The sequence below is a fragment of the Bacillus carboniphilus genome (assembly GCF_020524035.2).
In the GTDB taxonomy this organism is placed as follows: Bacteria; Bacillota; Bacilli; order Bacillales; family JAIVKR01; genus Bacillus_CC.
The window spans coordinates 1,046,771-1,063,295 of the sequence record NZ_CP129013.1; the positions used below are offsets into that span (position 1 = coordinate 1,046,771).

Sequence of the window (16,525 nt, forward strand, 5' to 3'; positions counted from 1 at the left end):
CAAGTAACAACTTGCTACTATCTGCCAGCTTTCGTTATTTTCTAGTTCAGACGCAAGGTTTCTTGAGGCGCCTTTGTTCTACTGTGAATAAAAATAAGCATGTGACAACCACACATTTTGTTATTTTATTCTACTGCAAAGATGTAAGAATATAAAGGTTGTTTCCCATCATGTATCTCAATTTCTATATCTTCATATTGGTCATTAATAAAGCTTACGATCGCATCAATTTCTGACTTCTCAGCTGATTGACCAAATAAAATCGTTACTATTTCCGAATCCTCATCAATCATATCCGATAATAATTGTTTAGCTGTTTCTATGCGCTCTTTAGCTGTCGTAACAATTTTCCCGTCAAATATCCCCATATAATCATCTTTGTTTATATCTATTCCATCTATATTTGTATCTCGAACCGCATACGTAATTTGACCAGTCTTGACGTGCTGAAGAGCACTTTCCATTGATGATTTATTGTCATCAATACTAACCACAGGATTAAATGACAATAATGCCGACATCCCTTGAGGAACCGTCTTAGATGGAACGACAACGGCATTTTCTTCTACAACTGAAGCCGCTTGTTCAGCAGCCATGACAATATTCCCATTGTTAGGAAGGATGATGATGTTTTCAGCATTTACATTTTTTACAGCGGCGACAATGTCCTCCGTACTCGGATTCATCGTTTGACCACCTTCGATGACGTAATGTGCACCAATACTTTTAAACAACTCTGCTATTCCTTCACCCATTGCTACAGTAACAATACCGAATTTTTCCTTTTCAGCAGGAGAAACAGGTTGCTTTTGAATATGTGTATCTTGATCGTCTAAAAGGAGCTCTGCATGTTGCTCTCTCATATTTTCAATCTTCATTTTGATTAAGCTTCCATACTGCTGTCCATAAGATAATACTTGCCCTGGCTCTTCTGAATGAATATGTACTTTAGCAATTTCATCGTCTGATATGACTAACAAAGAATCTCCATAAGAACTTAAATCTTCACGGAAATTTTCCTCATTAAAAGGTTTTTTCTCGTCTTCAAATCTGACCATAAATTCTGTGCAATAGCCGAATTCAATATCCTCACTGCTCATATGACTCTGAACATTTTTATGATGTTCTGCATTAACCATGTCTGTCATAGAAGGACCAGAAGTAGATAATGAAATTCCTTCTCCCTTAAGTTCCGCTAAAAAGCCTTCATAAACATAAACTAATCCTTGACCTCCACTATCAACTACTCCAACTTCCTTTAATACTGGAAGTAAATCTGGTGTTCGATTAAGGGCTTGTTTCGCTTCTTTTAACACTTCTTCAAGAAATAAAACAAAATCTTGCTCAGCTTGAGCGATTGTCACAGCCTTTTTGGCTGCATCTTTAGCAACTGTTAAAATCGTCCCTTCCACTGGTTTCATCACGGCTTTATAGGCAGTATTGACACCATGCTGTAATCCTTCAGCAAAATCTTCAACAGTTAATGTTTCCTTTGTTTCAATCGCCTTCGAAAACCCTCTGAAAAGTTGGGATAAAATAACACCTGAGTTCCCTCTAGCTCCCATCAACAAACCTTTTGCCAGAGAAGCTCCAACTTTTCCAGCATGATTAGTTGATAAGTTTTGTACTTCTTTAGAGCCAGAGGTCATTGACAAATTCATATTTGTTCCTGTATCCCCATCAGGTACTGGAAATACATTTAAAGCGTCTACGATCTTTGCGTTGTTGGAAAGATGATTCGCACCATTGATAATCATTTTTGCAAACTTCTTTCCATCAAGTTGAGTTAGTGCCACAAATCTTCCTCCTAACTATGGGTTCATTACACGAACACCTTGGACATATATATTTACTGAATCAATAGATAACCCTAAAGTTTGATTTAATGTATACTTTACTTTTGTTTGTACGTTATTTGCTATTTCTGAAATTTTTGTTCCGTAACTAACGATAATATACATATCAATGTGGATTTCATCATCTATTTGACGTACAATAACACCTTTACTAAAATTCTCTCTTCCTAGAATTTCTGTAAAGCCATCTTTCAGTTGTTTTTTTGAAGCCATTCCAACAATTCCATAACACTCGACAGCTGCGCCTCCAGATACAGTGGCTATGACTTCATTTGAAATTTCAATATGTCCATTTTCCGTTTTTAATTCGATTGACATAGTGGTTCCCCCTTTATAAAAGTGAAACATCCGTCATGTTAAACAATAAAAGATAAAATTATGACTAAAGCCATTTTACTACAATGTTTACCTTATTAAAAGCAAATGATAAAAGTGCATGCTCAATAACGGTGTTTTATTAGCACTGTTATTGAAAAGGTAAACCAATCTTTCATTAATTTCAGTCTATTCATAAGAATAAGCTCTAAACAATAGGGCCCCTAATATAATAAAACGAATCTTATCTTACATGTCAAGATTAAATTCTTGAAAGACAATCTAAAAGCTGTTGCAAATCCAGTCTACCTATGGTAAGTTATTAAAGTATCTTTTTGATTAGTTTACTTAAAAAGAAGATTTATATGTAAAGAGTTAGGAGGTTCACTTATGGCTCGTAAATGCGTAGTAACAGGAAAGAAGACAAGCTATGGTAATGCGCGTTCTCATGCTATGAATGCTAACAAACGCAAATGGGGTGCGAATGTACAAAAAGTTCGTATTTTAGTTAACGGAAAGCCTAAAAAAGTTTATGTTTCTGCACGCGCTCTTAAATCTGGTAAAGTTCAACGTGTGTAACTAAAAACAATTTAATTGTATATTTCCACTAACAATACATGAACTGTAAAAAAAGCACCGTAACGGTGCTTTTTCTAGTCTTTTTTAAAAGAATTTAACATCACCTTAATAATGCCGCCTAAAAACTTCGGTAGTTTAATTGTATAAAATTTCATCCTTTCCCTCCTCTAGACGAAAACATACCATTAATTAATCATTCACATTGATCCTTACTCTTTATAACCATTAATATGCCAGATTCAAATGAAAAAGTACCAATAGGATTGATGAGTTCATTACTAATACATAATGTCGAGCCATAGTGAATATGACAATTATTTAAAGGATACTTAAATCCCGAAAGGGTTAAACCCTTAATATCTTTAAGTACTGGTAAGAAAGAAACGTATGCGTGCTTGTCTTTAGCCAATTGGTACACACCAGGATTATATAATTCAATTTGATTATTACGGTCAATAATTTTTGTTTGAACCCCCTCTTTAAGAGGATGGAGAAGCAATTGAAGACTTCCTAAAAAATGATCTAGCCTTCCACCAGTTACGCCAAAAATATGTATTTTATCAACTTGACTATGGTGATTGAGGGCCCATTCTAATGCAATCTCAGTATCTGTTTTGTCTTTTATCGCAGGAAAAACGGATATATCTTTAGATTTTTTTTCCACTTTTTTTCTCTCATTTTCATCTATTGAATCAAAATCACCGACTGCTTTATTAGGAATGATATTATCTTCTAATAAATATAAGACCCCTCGATCAACACCCACCCATATCGCATCTTCTGAATGATAATTATGATAAGAAGGGTGTAAATCTTTTGGTCCTCCTGCCACGATGTTAATGATGGACATATAAACAACAACCCCTTGACTTTGTGTTATATATATATTTACAAATTTAACATGCATACTAGCTAGTACATAAAAGCCATCTTATATAGAGGAGGGATATAAAAATGATTTCTTTCTCTAAACAAGATGAGGTAATTGTAGAACAAGCGTTAAGACTGGCTAGTATTAATAGTACAGATTATCATGAAATTGAGCAATATCAACGCGTTTTAAAAAAATTTGCACAACAAACCGACTCCTTAATTGCTGAAGAAGACGGATTTCGATTTGACTATGATGATTAGAAAAGCGGAAGCGGACGGTTAGCGACGTGGGGGCTTGAGCACTCCGCATGAGATAAAGGAAACACGAAATGCCGAAGGCTTCGATGTTGACTTATCGTAGAGAGGAGAGCGAAAACTTACGAGTCGCTGTGCGCTGGAGCTAGACAATTAGAAAAGCGGAAGCGCCTTGCACAACCTCGACAAGCATAAGACAGGTATAAAATGAAGGTGTTCTTTACCTTCATGCATACATGGCTTATGACCTCGAGAGGTTAGGCGCTGGAGCTAGACAATTAGAAAAGCGGAAGCGCACGATTAGCGACAAAAAAGACTGCCTAAACAAATTCAGGCAGTCTTTTTCGTATTTAATAACCTCTAATATCTTCAATCGCTTTCCTTCGGTCTGCCTGATTATAAATAGCAGACCCTGCGACTAGTACATTTGCCCCGGCTTCAATACAAGTTTTAGCCGTGGTTGAATTAACCCCTCCATCAATTTCAATTTCTAATGAAGGATTATATTGCTCAGCTAATGATTTTACTTGACGTATTTTTGGAACAACACTCGTAATAAACTGTTGACCTCCAAAGCCAGGATTAACCGTCATCAATAGAACCATATCAATATCGCCAATAATATGCTTGATCATATCAACAGGTGTATGAGGGTTTAGTACAACACCAGCCTTGATGTTATGAGATTTTATTTGTTGAATCGTTCTGTGCAAGTGACGACATGCTTCTACATGAACAGTGATATAGTCAGCACCTGCTTGAACAAACTCGTCGATATAATGTTCTGGGTTTTCAATCATTAGGTGAACATCAAGTGGTAAATTCGTTACTTGTTTTGCTGCATTAACAATAAGAGGACCAATTGTTATATTTGGTACAAAATGACCATCCATAACATCAATATGTATATAATCAGCACCTCCTCTTTCTACATCTTGAATTTCTTCCCCCTAATTTTGCAAAGTCTGCTGATAAAATAGAAGGAGCAATTTTTACCATGAATCCTTAATACCTCGGCTTTCTTTCGTTAATTTCATCTAAAAACTCTTTGTAATGCTGATATCGAAATTCGGCAATCTCTCCATGTTCCACAGCGCTTTTTACCGCACATTTCGGTTCGGCTGTATGGAGACATCCTCGAAATCGACATTCTGCACTTTTTTCTTTTATCTCAATAAAATAATCTCCTAGTTCTTCCTTTGTAATCTCTTCAAAATCTAACGAACTAAATCCAGGAGTATCTGCCACTAAACCATCATTAACATTTAATAGCTCTACATGCCTCGTCGTATGCTTTCCTCTCCCTAAACTTTCTGAAATCGTATTCGTTTCAATGTTTAATGTAGGATTAATGGCGTTTAACAAAGATGATTTGCCAACACCGGACTGACCAGCGAAAACGGATATTTTATTTGAAATAAAAGCTTTTATCTCTTTAAGAGACTGTTCTTCTCGAACAGATGTTAAGATCACATTGTAGCCAATCTTTCTATATTCTTCAACGACCTCTTTTATTGTATCATTTTTCACTAAATCCATTTTGGTGACACAAATAATTGGCTTAATATTGTTTGATTCTACTAGAACAAGAAATCGATCTAACAGTTTACTACTAAAATCTGGTTCTAGAGCCGAAAAGACTAATATCGCTTGGTCAACATTTGAAATAGGAGGTCTAATAAGTTCATTTTTTCTAGGTAAAACCTCCATTATATAGCCACTTAGATCATCCGCCTTTTCATAAATTACTTCGTCACCAACTAGAAGAGTCGTCTTGTTATTTCGAAACACACCTCTTCCACGACAACTAATAACGCCTTTACGATCTAGAACATAATAAAATCCGCTTAAAGCTTTTATAATTTTACCAGTCGGCATAATTTCCTCCTTTCTATTAAGAACTTATTCAGGATATGGAACCTCGCCCTCTTTCAGCAATTCCTCATCTAGGTAGATTTCGTACTTCCCTACCTGTCCAGGCTCTATTTTAAATTCAACTGTTTCTGATACGTTACCACTTATTGGTTTGCTTAAATAAGGAGCTGAAAAATCACGATTTGAATCTTCAACCAATATTTTCAAAATAGCCTCTGGACGTTCCTCAGTAGGTACAAATTCAACAGGAAATTCCTTTGTCTCAGTTTTTGCAACTAGCTTAGGACCTAAAGAATAAGTTACTTTGATTGTTTCTCCTTCATAGACCGTTTTGTTTGGAGATGGAGTTTGACTAATGACTTGTCCTTCTGGTACTTTCTCAGAATAATCTTCTTCCGACTCCAGTTCTATGTCTTTCCCCTCAAGATAGCTTTTCACTTCATTTTTCGTATAACCCGTTAAATCATCCATTTGATAGGTTTCCAAACCACTACTTACAACAAATGTAATCGTTGTCTCATCTGGGACTAGCTCTTCATCCTTTTCAAGAGACTGTTTCAAGATCGTTCCTGCTTCTTGATCATTTGATTGCTCTTTTGAGTTCACGGTGAAACCTGCTTCCTGTAACTCTTTTGCCACTTCATTATAGTTTTCACCAATATAATTTTCTAAAGTATAGGTTCCTTTTCCGAGACTAACGTAAATATTTACGAGTGAGTCTTCTTTCGCGCTACTTCCTCCTTCTGGATCAGTCTTAATCACATACCCTTCTGGAATTTCATCATCTTCGAGTTCTTTTTGCTCTCCAACTTGAAAGTCAGCAGCCTCGAGCAGTTCAATCCCCTCTTCTAACTTTAAACCTGAAATGTCTGGCACTTCAATATCTTCAGGCATAAATAGTGAAGGAAAGATAAATAAAGCTAGAATAATCGAAAGTACTAAGACGAAAAACGTAGATACGATAATTTTTGGCCATCGATTCTTCTTTTTCTTCAGCTTTTTAGTGGTGTTTCCTTGATTGTTTTTTAGATCTTTTTGTTTTAGTTTATTTGGTGTATGGACAAGAGTCTCATCATGTTGATTTTGTTCAATTAGCGAATCTGATATAACAGGAATAGCTTTCGTTTTTTCATGATCATGTTCAGGAACTGTAAAGCGCGGTTCATATAATCGATCTCCATCTAAAGCAGTTTTAATGTCATCTCCAAAATCAGCAGCAGATTCATAACGATGAAAAGGATCTTTTGCCATCGATTTTAATACAAGGTTTTCCACACTTTGAGGGACTTGCGTGTTCCACCTTTTTATTGATGGTGGCTCAGACTGCAAATGCTTTAAGGCAATCGATATTGCTGATTCCCCGTCAAATGGAAGTCTTCCTGTTAGCATTTCAAATAAAACAATTCCTAAACTGTAAATATCTGACTTATTCGTTGCAAGACCACCTCTTGCTTGTTCAGGCGACAAATAATGAACAGAGCCTAATACGGAATTCGTTTGGGTAATTGTCGTTGAGCTTAGAGCAACAGCTATCCCAAAATCTGTGACTTTAATGTTCCCATGTTGATCTACTAATATATTATGTGGCTTAATATCACGATGGACGATCCCATTTTCATGAGCATGATTAATAGCGGATACAATTTGTTCTTGAATATGTAATGCTTCCTTTGGATGTAGTGGGGCATGCTGAGCTATGTATTGTTTGAGCGTTTTACCCTCTACATATTCCATAACAATATAGTATATATCTTTTTCTTCACCAACGTCATAAATACTAACAATATTAGGATGGGCAAGACTTGTTGCAGATTGTGCTTCCCGTCTAAATCGACGAATAAAATCATTATCATTGACAAAATCAAACCTTAAAATTTTAATGGCCACATTCCGATCTAAAATAACGTCTCTTGCTAAATAGACGTTAGCCATTCCGCCTCCACCAATAACTTCTAATATTTTATAACGACCACTTATTCTTTTTCCTATCAACATAGCTCTTCACTCTTTTGTGTCATATTTATTTCATGTTTATACAACACAACTGTAATATTGTCTTCTCCACCTTGGTCATTAGCAAGGGTCACTAAGTGGTCCGCTTTTTCTTGTAAAGACCAGGAAGAAATTAATACTTTTTCCATTTCTTCTGTCGTTATTTTATTGGATAAACCGTCTGAACAAAGAAGAAGAAGATCTTCTTCTTCTAAACAGACTGTTTTTAAATCGATATCGACTTGTTCATTTGTACCTAACGCTCGGATTAAAATATTTTTTTTCGGGTGGTGATCGGCATCCTCTTGTGAAATTTGTCCAGATTTCACAAGTTCATTTACTAATGAATGATCTTCGGTTATTTGTGAGAAGCCATCTTTATTTAATAAATAGCATCTGCTATCTCCAATATGGCCTACTGTTACAAACTGGTTTGCAAAAAGAGCCCCAACAAACGTTGTTCCCATACCTTGACATTCCGAATGTGCATTTGCATGTTGATGAATGGTTAAATTGATGTCCGATATTTGCTGTTTCAACCAATTTTCTGCTTCCTCAGGGGTAGTGATGTTTGTTTGATTGTTCCATCGTTCTTTAAACTGTTCTACTGTCATTTGACTTGCTTTATCACCAGCTAAATGTCCACCCATTCCATCTGCAACGACGGCTAATAAATGATTTCTTTGATTAACAAAAACACCAACACTATCTTCATTATGCGTTCTTACTTTTCCTTGGTCTGTAATATGAACAACGTTCATCAAATCACCTCGTCTCATCTTGACGTTCTTTGGCACGTAATTGCCCACAAGCTGCATCAATATCATGCCCTTGTTCACGTCTAATGGTTACATTAACTCCTTTGTCTTTTAACGTTTGAGCAAAGAGAAAAATTTGGTCTTTAGGTGTCCGAACGTAATTTCGTTCAGGCACATAGTTTACAGGAATTAAATTGACATGACACTTGATATGGCCAATTAATTTTGCAAGCTCTTCGGCATGCTCAACTTGATCGTTTACTCCTCCAAACAAGCCGTATTCAAAAGTTACTCTTCTTCCTGTTTTATTTATATAATACTCGATTGATTTCATTAAGTCAGGTAATTTATATGCTCGATTAATCGGCATCAATTTTGAACGGATCTCCGTATTTGGAGCGTGTAACGAAACGGCAAAATTAATTTGCATTTGCTCGTCTGCAAATTGATATATTTTTGGAATAATTCCACTCGTTGAAACGGTAATGTGTCTTGCTCCAATATTTAATCCTAAATCATGATTAATAATCTTTAAGAATGACAACATTTCTCCATAATTATCAAAGGGTTCACCAATCCCCATGATGACAACAGAAGAAACACGTTCATTTGTTTCATCGAGCGCTTGTTGAACTTTCACGACTTGAGCAACTATTTCTCCAGCCTCTAAATTCCGTTTTAGTCCCCCTAGTGTGGAAGCGCAAAACGTACACCCGATCCGACAGCCAACCTGGGTAGTCACACAAATCGAATTCCCATATTCATGTCTCATTAAGACGGTCTCTATTGTATACCCATCTTGCAACTCAAACAAAAATTTCATCGTTCCATCGTTTGAAGTTTGCTGAATAACCGTTTTTAACGTCGTTAAAGAGAAAGATTGTGCTAATTGCTCCCTTAACTTTTTAGAAAGGTTCGTCATATCTTCAAAAGAGGTCACTCTTTTTTCATAAAGCCATTCAAAGATTTGTTTTACTCTGAATGGTTTTTCTCCTTTTTCTACTAACCATTCCTTCATTTCATCAAGTTGTAATGAATAGATGGATGGATTCTCAGTTGCTTCTGTTTGCTTCTGTTTTTTTGTTTGATTATCCATTTTCTACACCTTCTTTCTAAGGGATGCTATATAAAAACCATCTGTCCCAAACAAATGAGGCAACATTTGTAGCTCACCCTTATTTACAAAAGGTTTTACTTTATTAGGAAGTCTGTCTACTAACTTTTCATCTTTAAAGAATTCTTCATGCTCAGTTAAAAAGTGTTCAATTACTCGATGATTTTCTTCTTTATCGATTGTACATGTACTATAAACGAGTGTGCCTCCTTTTTTCAATAGAGGGGCGACAGATGTTAAAATTTCCTGTTGAATTCGTGCTAGTTGCACGATATCATGTTCTGTTTTCGAATATTTTATATCTGGTTTCCTTCTAATCACACCTAACCCTGTACATGGCGCATCCACTAAAATACAATCAAATGTTTCCGGTGAGAAGAGGTCTGATAACTTTCTTGCATCATGATTTTTCGCTTCAATATTTGTTAAACCTAATCTGCTTGCTTGTTGGTCAATAAGTTTAATTTTATGTTCATGTAAATCAAAGGCATGAACGACCCCTGTGTTGTTGAGTTGTTCGGCAACATGTGTTGTTTTTCCACCTGGAGCTGCGCAACTATCTAACACTATGTCTCCTTCTTTTACGTTTAACGCTAATCCTACTAGCATTGAGCTTTCATCTTGAATGGTAAACATTCCATCTTGAAAAGCATTCGTATTCGCTAAATTTCCTTTTTCTGCTTCAATTGCTAGGTGAGGAACTATTTCTCCAAAAGAAACTGTTACTTGCTCTTCTTTCAACAAGGTTTCTATTTCCTCTCGTGTTGTTTTCAACCTGTTTATTCTTGCCGTTTGCTTAGGATATTGTAAATTAGCGAAGGCGATTTCCTTTGCCTCTTCAAATCCAAAGTGATGAATCCAACGATTAATTAGCCATAATGGGTGACTCGTTTCAACCGCTAACCTCTCAGCATCATTCTCGATGGATGATAAGGGTGGCATACCTTCTCTTTGTACAGATCTCAATACGCCATTGACAAAGGAGGCAATTCCTTTATGACCTCTTTTTTTAGCAAGTTCGACTGCCTCATGGATAACCGCACGATCAGGGATACGGTCGAGAAACTTCATTTGATAAAGGGACAATAATAGTATAGCCTCTACCCATTGTTCCACTTTCTTTTTTTTAATAAATGCACGTAAATAAAAATCTAGTCGTCGTTTGTTTTGCAATGTTCCATAGACCAATTCTGTTAGTAATCCTTTATCTTTCTCTCTTACATCATACTTTTTAATCAGTGAATTCAAAAGCAAATGACTATATGCCTGGTTTTTCTCAATAGATAGTAGTGCTTCTAAAGCTACTTCCCTTACAGTTACTTCTTTATTCCTCATTGCCTTCTCCTAACTTCATACCTGCTTTTAAATTAGTACCTCTTAAAAAGTCTGTCACGTTCATTTTTTTCTTCCCAGCTGGTTGTAGTTTTTTCACTAAAATCCCTGTCTCATCTCCTGTTGCGACGACAAAACCCTCCTGATCCACTTTAACTACTGTTCCAGGATCTTTCTTCTCTGCATTCTTGACTTTATCTCCCCACCAAATTTTAAGTGGCTGACCATTTAATGTTGTATAAGCAACCGGCCACGGATTTAATCCCCTTATATGATTGTAAATATCTGACCCCTTTTTATTCCAATTTATCTTTTCATCTTCCCTTTTTATGTTTCTAGCAAAAGTTGCTTGAGAATCGTCTTGAGGAATCGGCGTAATTTTTCCTTCAAGTAGTTTAGGTAACGTTTCTTGTAAGAGGCTCGCACCAGCCACACTTAATTTATCATGCAACGTTCCGACCGTATCTGTTTCTTCTATCGCTACCTCTACTTGCGACAAAATATCTCCAGCATCTAACTTTTCAACCATATACATAATGGAAATACCTGTTTTTGATTTCCCTTGAATAATTGAGTAATGAATTGGAGCTCCTCCTCTTAACTCTGGTAAGAGTGAAGCGTGAACATTAATACAACCATACTTAGGAGCATCTAGTAAGTCATTCGGTAAAATTTGTCCAAATGCAGCTGTAATAATGATATCTGGCTCTATGCGCAGAAGCTCATCAAGATCCTTTTTATTCCTCACTTTTTCTGGTTGGTACACTGGAATTTGATGCTTTAAAGCTTCCACTTTTACAGGCGGAGGTGTTAAGACCTTCTTTCTTCCTTTTATTCGATCAGGTTGCGTAACAACCCCCACTACCTCATACCCTTCATTGATTAACATTTGTAAAACAGGAACAGAAAAATGTGGGGTTCCCATAAATAATACTTTCGTCACAAAATCACCCTTTAATTCTCATATATTGTTACGGTCATTACAACATCACATTTGGATGTAAATCAATCGATACTACAAGATCATCCTTCTTATTAGTTGATTGATATTTATTTAAAATCGTTTTAAGCGTGTCATTTAAATTAGACTCACGCTTGTATTTTATCATGCATTGATAGCGATATCTATTGTTGATCCTAGGGATAGGTGAGGATGATGGGCCTAAAATGATTGACTGGTTGGTTAATGAAGTCTTTACATACTCAACCACCTGATTAGCAACCTCCGTAACCTTCAGCAAATCATAGTGAGAAATGGTGATCAAAACTAAATAGTAGTAAGGCGGATAGGCATGCTCTTTCCTCATTGCCATTTCGTAATCAAAAAATCGTTGGTAATGATATTGACTGGCAAGCTGCACACCATAATGTTCAGGTGTATAACTTTGAATGATTACTTCTCCAGGCAATTCGTGTCTCCCAGCTCTCCCGCTTACTTGCGTTAATAATTGAAAGGTTCTTTCAGCCGCACGAAAATCAGGTAAGTAAAGCATCGTATCAGCTGATAAAACTCCTACTAATGTAACATTAGGAAAATCGAGTCCCTTCGCGATCATTTGCGTTCCTAGTAGAATATCCGCATTTCCTTCTCCAAACTCATTTAAGAGTCGCTCATGAGAGCCTTTTCGATTCGTCGTATCATTATCCATTCGAATCACTTTTGCTTCGGGCAATAGTTTATTCAATTCTTCCTCGACACGTTGAGTACCAGTTCCAAAATATCGCATATGCTCACTTGAGCACTCGGGACATTTAGAGGGGACTGGTTTCTCAAAACCACAGTAATGACACTTTATATGTTGACCTTGACGGTGATAAGTTAAAGAAATATCGCAATGAGGACAATTTAAGACTGTCCCGCAATCTCGGCACATCATAAAGGATGAGTAGCCTCTTTTATTTAACAATAAAACTGACTGCTCTTTTTTTCTCCATTCTTTGTTTCAACTGTTCAATTAAGTCCTTGGCAAACATGGAGCGATTGCCATTACGCAGCTCTTCTCGCATGTCAACAATTTGAACATCAGGCATTTTACGATTGTTGACACGTTTTGTCAAAGGTAATAGAGTGTAAACATTCTTTTTTGCTCGAGCAAATGACTCTAGTGTCGGAGTCGCACTTCCTAGTATGACAGGACATTCATGGTACTTAGGCTCGAAAAATAGCGACATCTCTTGCATGGTAACGAGGGTTTTCTCCTTGTTTATAGGAGCTCTCATGTTCTTCATCAATAATAATCATCCCTAGATTGGAAAATGGAGCGAATATCGCCGATCTCGCCCCTACCACTAGCTTTACCTCTTTACGATAAATCTTTCGCCACTCATCATACTTCTCACCGGCTGACAACCCACTGTGAAGGACCGCCACTAAAGAACCAAATCTACCTTTAAAACGATCAACCATTTGCGGAGTTAAAGAGATTTCAGGAACTAAAACGATGGCTTCCTTCCCCTGCTTTAATACATGTTCAATAGATTGCATATACACTTCTGTCTTTCCACTACCCGTTACACCATATAACAAAAACACTTTATGCAACTTTTCGTTCACACTTTGAGCGATTGTTTGATAACAATTGGACTGCTCTTCTGTTAACGGGAGAGGTTTCGTTTGTTTTATTGAACTCTTTGCATACGGGTCGCGATATTGTTCCACAATATCTTCTTGTAAAACCCCTTTATGAATGAGAGAACGTGTCACAGTTGAGGGGATATTTAAGTTTTTATGTAAAGTTGTTGCTAAAATAGGAGATGGGTTCGTAATAAAAAATTCAACCACCCGTATTTGGTTTTTAGCATTCTTTTTTACGTCATTTACTAAGATATCTTGAAGGTCTTCTTTTGATTTAGATGGAAACAAATAAGTCAAATATTTTTTATTTACTTTTTGAGAAACATTATAAACAACCTCTATAACATCATCTTTAATCAGCTTTTGTGCAGTATACCAGCTTGAAGATTCAATCAGCTTCTTAAACGGAGTCGTTTGATTAGGCTTGAATAGAGGTTGCAGATCTATAGGTACTTCATCCTCTTTATTTACGCGAATAACTTTTTCATACTTAGCTTTCATTGCTGCAGGAAGCATCACTTGAAATGCAGAAATTTTAAAGCAAAGGGTAGTTTCCGTCAGCCAGTCACCTAGTAACATAAGCTCTTCGTTAAGGACTGGTGTTACATCTAAAAGCTCTGTAATCTCCTTTAACTTTTTAAATTCAGACTCTTTTTTGCATTCGATGATGAAGCCTTGAACTTTCCTTCCTCCAAACGGAACAATGACTCTCATCCCTCGCTCTATAACCCTTTCCCATTGTTGTGGTATTAAATAATCAAAGCCTCTGTCTGTTTGCTTTAATGGAACATCTACGATTACACTTGCAATCATTTTTATACACCCATCATAAGCGTTGTTATTTCTTGCAAGATCACTTCTGCTACTCGAGATTTATTCATCATAGGAAGAGAACGTACTTTTCCTTGTGAAGTAAATACTTCAACAATGTTTGTGTCTCCTTGAAAGCCAGCTCCCTCTAATAAAATATTATTTCCTACAATCATATCGAGATTTTTCTTTTTTAATTTTCTCATTGCATATGTTTCGAGCTGTTCTGATTCTGCCGCAAAACCAACAAGAATTTGGTGCTGTTTATTTCGTCCTAATTCTAGCAATATATCTTTTGTTCTCTCAAATGAAATAACGAGCTCGTCATTTGATTTTTTCATTTTATGTGTATACGTCTGCTTCGGTTTATAATCAGCTACCGCTGCCGCCTTTACAACAATATCCATTTGATGGAACCTTTCCATGACTGCATGAAACATTTCGTCTGCGGTTTCTACTTTTACTATATTTATTCCTTGAGGCTCATCTAACGTTGTTGGCCCTGTGATTAACGTAACGTGCGCACCCATTTTAGCCGCCTGTTTTGCTAGAGAAAATCCCATTTTCCCTGTTGAATGATTCGTAAAATAACGGACTGGATCGATGCTTTCTCTTGTGGGACCTGCAGTTACAAGAACCTTTTTACCTTCTAATGGAGTAGGTTTACCTTCCTGAAAAAAATCGTTTAAATGTTCCACAATTTTTTCTGGCTCCTCTAATCTTCCTTTTCCAACATAGCCACAAGCTAAAAAACCTTCACTCGGTTCAATAAACTTAACACCATCTTCACATAATCGATGTAAATTTCTTTTGACAGCCGAATGGTTATACATATTCACATTCATAGCTGGAGCTACCCAAATAGGAGCCTCCGTGGCCAATAAGGTTGTAGTAAGCATATCGTCCGCTATTCCATTTGCCATTTTTCCAATCACATTAGCAGTTGCAGGAGCAACGATCACTAAATCTGCCCAATCTGCTAAATCAATATGTGCAATTACACTCGAATCTTTTTCGTCAAAGGTGTCCGTAAACACATCATGACCAGATAGAGCTTGAAAGCTTAATGGATTGACAAACTTTTGAGCAGACTCACTCATGATTACCTTCACTAATGCACCGGCTTGGGTTAATTTACTCGTTAATGCAACGGCTTTATAAACAGCTATTCCACCACTGACACAAAGTAAAATATGTTTATCTTTAAGCAATCTTTTCACTCCTTTATCGAAGTCTATATGTATGAACTGAAAACTTGTATGTTATAAGAAGTACCCATTCTATAAATAAAGTGCCAAACACCTTTTATACACAAGGGGCTAGGCACTTTTTGATACAATAATAAAATCTTTCATTTTTTATATTGGGGTATACTATTTTATTTTGTTTCAAAAAATAATAATCCCGAGTCAATTTCCTCTAATGCTCGTCCAACATATTTATGAGAAACAGGTTTATGAATAAGCTGGTCGTCATTCATTTGCATCTCTCTAGCACGTTTAGCAGCTACAGAAACAAGCGTATATTTTGAGTCTAATTTTTTCATTAAATCATCGATTGATGGATAAAGCATGCTATTCCACTCCTACCATTTTTTTATAAGATGCTTCCACTCGTTCGCGGCGACAATGCTCTGCGACAACTATAGCCTTAATTTTATCACAAGCGTTCGATATTTCATCATTAATAACTACGTAATCGTAAGCATTCATTAAAAATATTTCATCCCTGGCCTTATTCATACGATTTTCTACAAGCTGCTTTGACTCTGTACCTCGGTTAACTATTCGGTCTTCTAATTCCTGAAGACTAGGAGGTGCTAAGAAAATGAAGAGACCTTCTGGAAAGGCTTTTTTCACTTGCATGGCTCCTTGAACTTCAATTTCCAGAAAGACATCCTTTCCTTCGCTTAATGTTTTTTCAACATAATCTACTGGAGTTCCGTAATAATTCCCTACATATTCAGCCCACTCTAAAAGCTTATTTTGTTTTATTAAGCTTTCAAATTGATCACGCGACTTAAAAAAGTAGTCAATACCATCTACCTCTCCCTCGCGTGGTGTTCGGGTCGTCATAGAGATCGAATAGTGAAAATTTGTATCTTCTTGTGAAAACAGTTCTTTCCTTACTGTTCCTTTTCCAACACCTGATGGACCTGATAAAACTATTAATAATCCTCGTTCTTTCATAA

15 protein-coding genes and 2 pseudogenes are annotated in these 16,525 nt (G+C 36.4%); 2 read left to right on the forward strand and 15 right to left on the reverse strand.

The window, feature by feature from the left end; genetic code table 11:
- Window positions 1-125: 125 nt before the first annotated feature.
- Both LC087_RS05275 and LC087_RS05280 read right to left on the reverse strand, forming a co-directional pair.
- Window positions 126-1,796 carry a DAK2 domain-containing protein gene (locus tag LC087_RS05275; protein ID WP_226538370.1) on the reverse strand — a complete coding sequence of 557 codons (1,671 nt, stop codon included), beginning with the start codon at window positions 1,794-1,796 and terminating at the stop codon, window positions 126-128.
- A gap of 15 nt (window positions 1,797-1,811) precedes the next feature.
- Window positions 1,812-2,174 (reverse strand): Asp23/Gls24 family envelope stress response protein, encoded by a 363-nt coding sequence (locus LC087_RS05280; RefSeq protein ID WP_226538371.1) that lies wholly within the window; start codon window positions 2,172-2,174, stop codon window positions 1,812-1,814.
- 387 nt (window positions 2,175-2,561) lie between these two features.
- Here LC087_RS05280 and rpmB point away from each other — a divergent pair, with 387 nt between their 5' ends.
- Window positions 2,562-2,750: a 50S ribosomal protein L28 gene (gene rpmB / locus LC087_RS05285; RefSeq protein ID WP_226538372.1), complete on the forward strand. Its 189-nt coding sequence runs from the start codon at window positions 2,562-2,564 to the stop codon at window positions 2,748-2,750.
- 74 nt (window positions 2,751-2,824) lie between these two features.
- Here the strand turns inward: rpmB and spoVM are convergent, their stop codons facing one another.
- Both spoVM and LC087_RS05295 read right to left on the reverse strand, forming a co-directional pair.
- Window positions 2,825-2,905 (reverse strand): stage V sporulation protein SpoVM, encoded by an 81-nt coding sequence (gene spoVM, locus LC087_RS05290; protein WP_226538670.1) that lies wholly within the window; start codon window positions 2,903-2,905, stop codon window positions 2,825-2,827.
- 38 nt (window positions 2,906-2,943) lie between these two features.
- Window positions 2,944-3,600, reverse strand: coding sequence for a thiamine diphosphokinase (locus tag LC087_RS05295; protein ID WP_226538373.1), 657 nt, complete (start codon window positions 3,598-3,600; stop codon window positions 2,944-2,946).
- A 104-nt stretch (window positions 3,601-3,704) separates the two neighbouring features.
- Between LC087_RS05295 and LC087_RS05300 the strand changes: the two genes are divergently transcribed.
- Window positions 3,705-3,884: a hypothetical protein gene (locus tag LC087_RS05300; RefSeq protein ID WP_226538374.1), complete on the forward strand. Its 180-nt coding sequence runs from the start codon at window positions 3,705-3,707 to the stop codon at window positions 3,882-3,884.
- A gap of 344 nt (window positions 3,885-4,228) precedes the next feature.
- On the opposite strand, the pseudogene rpe reads toward LC087_RS05300, so the two are convergent.
- From rpe to gmk, 11 genes and pseudogenes are all read right to left on the reverse strand, one after another.
- Window positions 4,229-4,877, reverse strand: a pseudogene (gene rpe / locus LC087_RS05305) (ribulose-phosphate 3-epimerase).
- A 6-nt stretch (window positions 4,878-4,883) separates the two neighbouring features.
- Window positions 4,884-5,756, reverse strand: coding sequence for a ribosome small subunit-dependent GTPase A (rsgA, locus tag LC087_RS05310; protein WP_226538376.1), 873 nt, complete (start codon window positions 5,754-5,756; stop codon window positions 4,884-4,886).
- A gap of 24 nt (window positions 5,757-5,780) precedes the next feature.
- Complete coding sequence (gene pknB, locus LC087_RS05315) at window positions 5,781-7,748, reverse strand: Stk1 family PASTA domain-containing Ser/Thr kinase (RefSeq protein ID WP_226538377.1); 1,968 nt, start codon at window positions 7,746-7,748, stop codon at window positions 5,781-5,783.
- A complete protein-coding gene (locus LC087_RS05320; protein ID WP_226538378.1) occupies window positions 7,742-8,506 on the reverse strand; it encodes a Stp1/IreP family PP2C-type Ser/Thr phosphatase in 765 nt (254 codons plus the stop codon). Before LC087_RS05320 ends, pknB begins: the two co-directional genes overlap by 7 nt.
- A 4-nt stretch (window positions 8,507-8,510) precedes the next feature.
- Window positions 8,511-9,599 carry a dual-specificity RNA methyltransferase RlmN gene (gene rlmN / locus LC087_RS05325; RefSeq protein WP_226538379.1) on the reverse strand — a complete coding sequence of 363 codons (1,089 nt, stop codon included), beginning with the start codon at window positions 9,597-9,599 and terminating at the stop codon, window positions 8,511-8,513.
- A 3-nt stretch (window positions 9,600-9,602) separates the two neighbouring features.
- On the reverse strand, window positions 9,603-10,952 hold the full coding sequence (gene rsmB / locus LC087_RS05330; protein ID WP_226538380.1) for a 16S rRNA (cytosine(967)-C(5))-methyltransferase RsmB: 1,350 nt from the start codon (window positions 10,950-10,952) through the stop codon (window positions 9,603-9,605).
- On the reverse strand, window positions 10,942-11,892 hold the full coding sequence (fmt, locus tag LC087_RS05335) for a methionyl-tRNA formyltransferase (protein ID WP_226538381.1): 951 nt from the start codon (window positions 11,890-11,892) through the stop codon (window positions 10,942-10,944). The genes rsmB and fmt overlap by 11 nt, the downstream gene beginning before the upstream one ends.
- 37 nt (window positions 11,893-11,929) lie before the next feature.
- Window positions 11,930-14,337 (reverse strand): annotated as a pseudogene (priA, locus tag LC087_RS05340) (primosomal protein N').
- A 2-nt stretch (window positions 14,338-14,339) separates the two neighbouring features.
- The gene (gene coaBC / locus LC087_RS05345) at window positions 14,340-15,545 is read right to left on the reverse strand and encodes a bifunctional phosphopantothenoylcysteine decarboxylase/phosphopantothenate--cysteine ligase CoaBC (protein WP_226538383.1); all 1,206 of its coding nucleotides are present in this window, start codon (window positions 15,543-15,545) and stop codon (window positions 14,340-14,342) included.
- Between the two features lie 167 nt (window positions 15,546-15,712).
- Complete coding sequence (gene rpoZ, locus LC087_RS05350; RefSeq protein WP_226538384.1) at window positions 15,713-15,907, reverse strand: DNA-directed RNA polymerase subunit omega; 195 nt, start codon at window positions 15,905-15,907, stop codon at window positions 15,713-15,715.
- A 1-nt stretch (window position 15,908) separates the two neighbouring features.
- On the reverse strand, window positions 15,909-16,523 hold the full coding sequence (gene gmk / locus LC087_RS05355; protein WP_226538385.1) for a guanylate kinase: 615 nt from the start codon (window positions 16,521-16,523) through the stop codon (window positions 15,909-15,911).
- Window positions 16,524-16,525 lie beyond the last annotated feature (2 nt).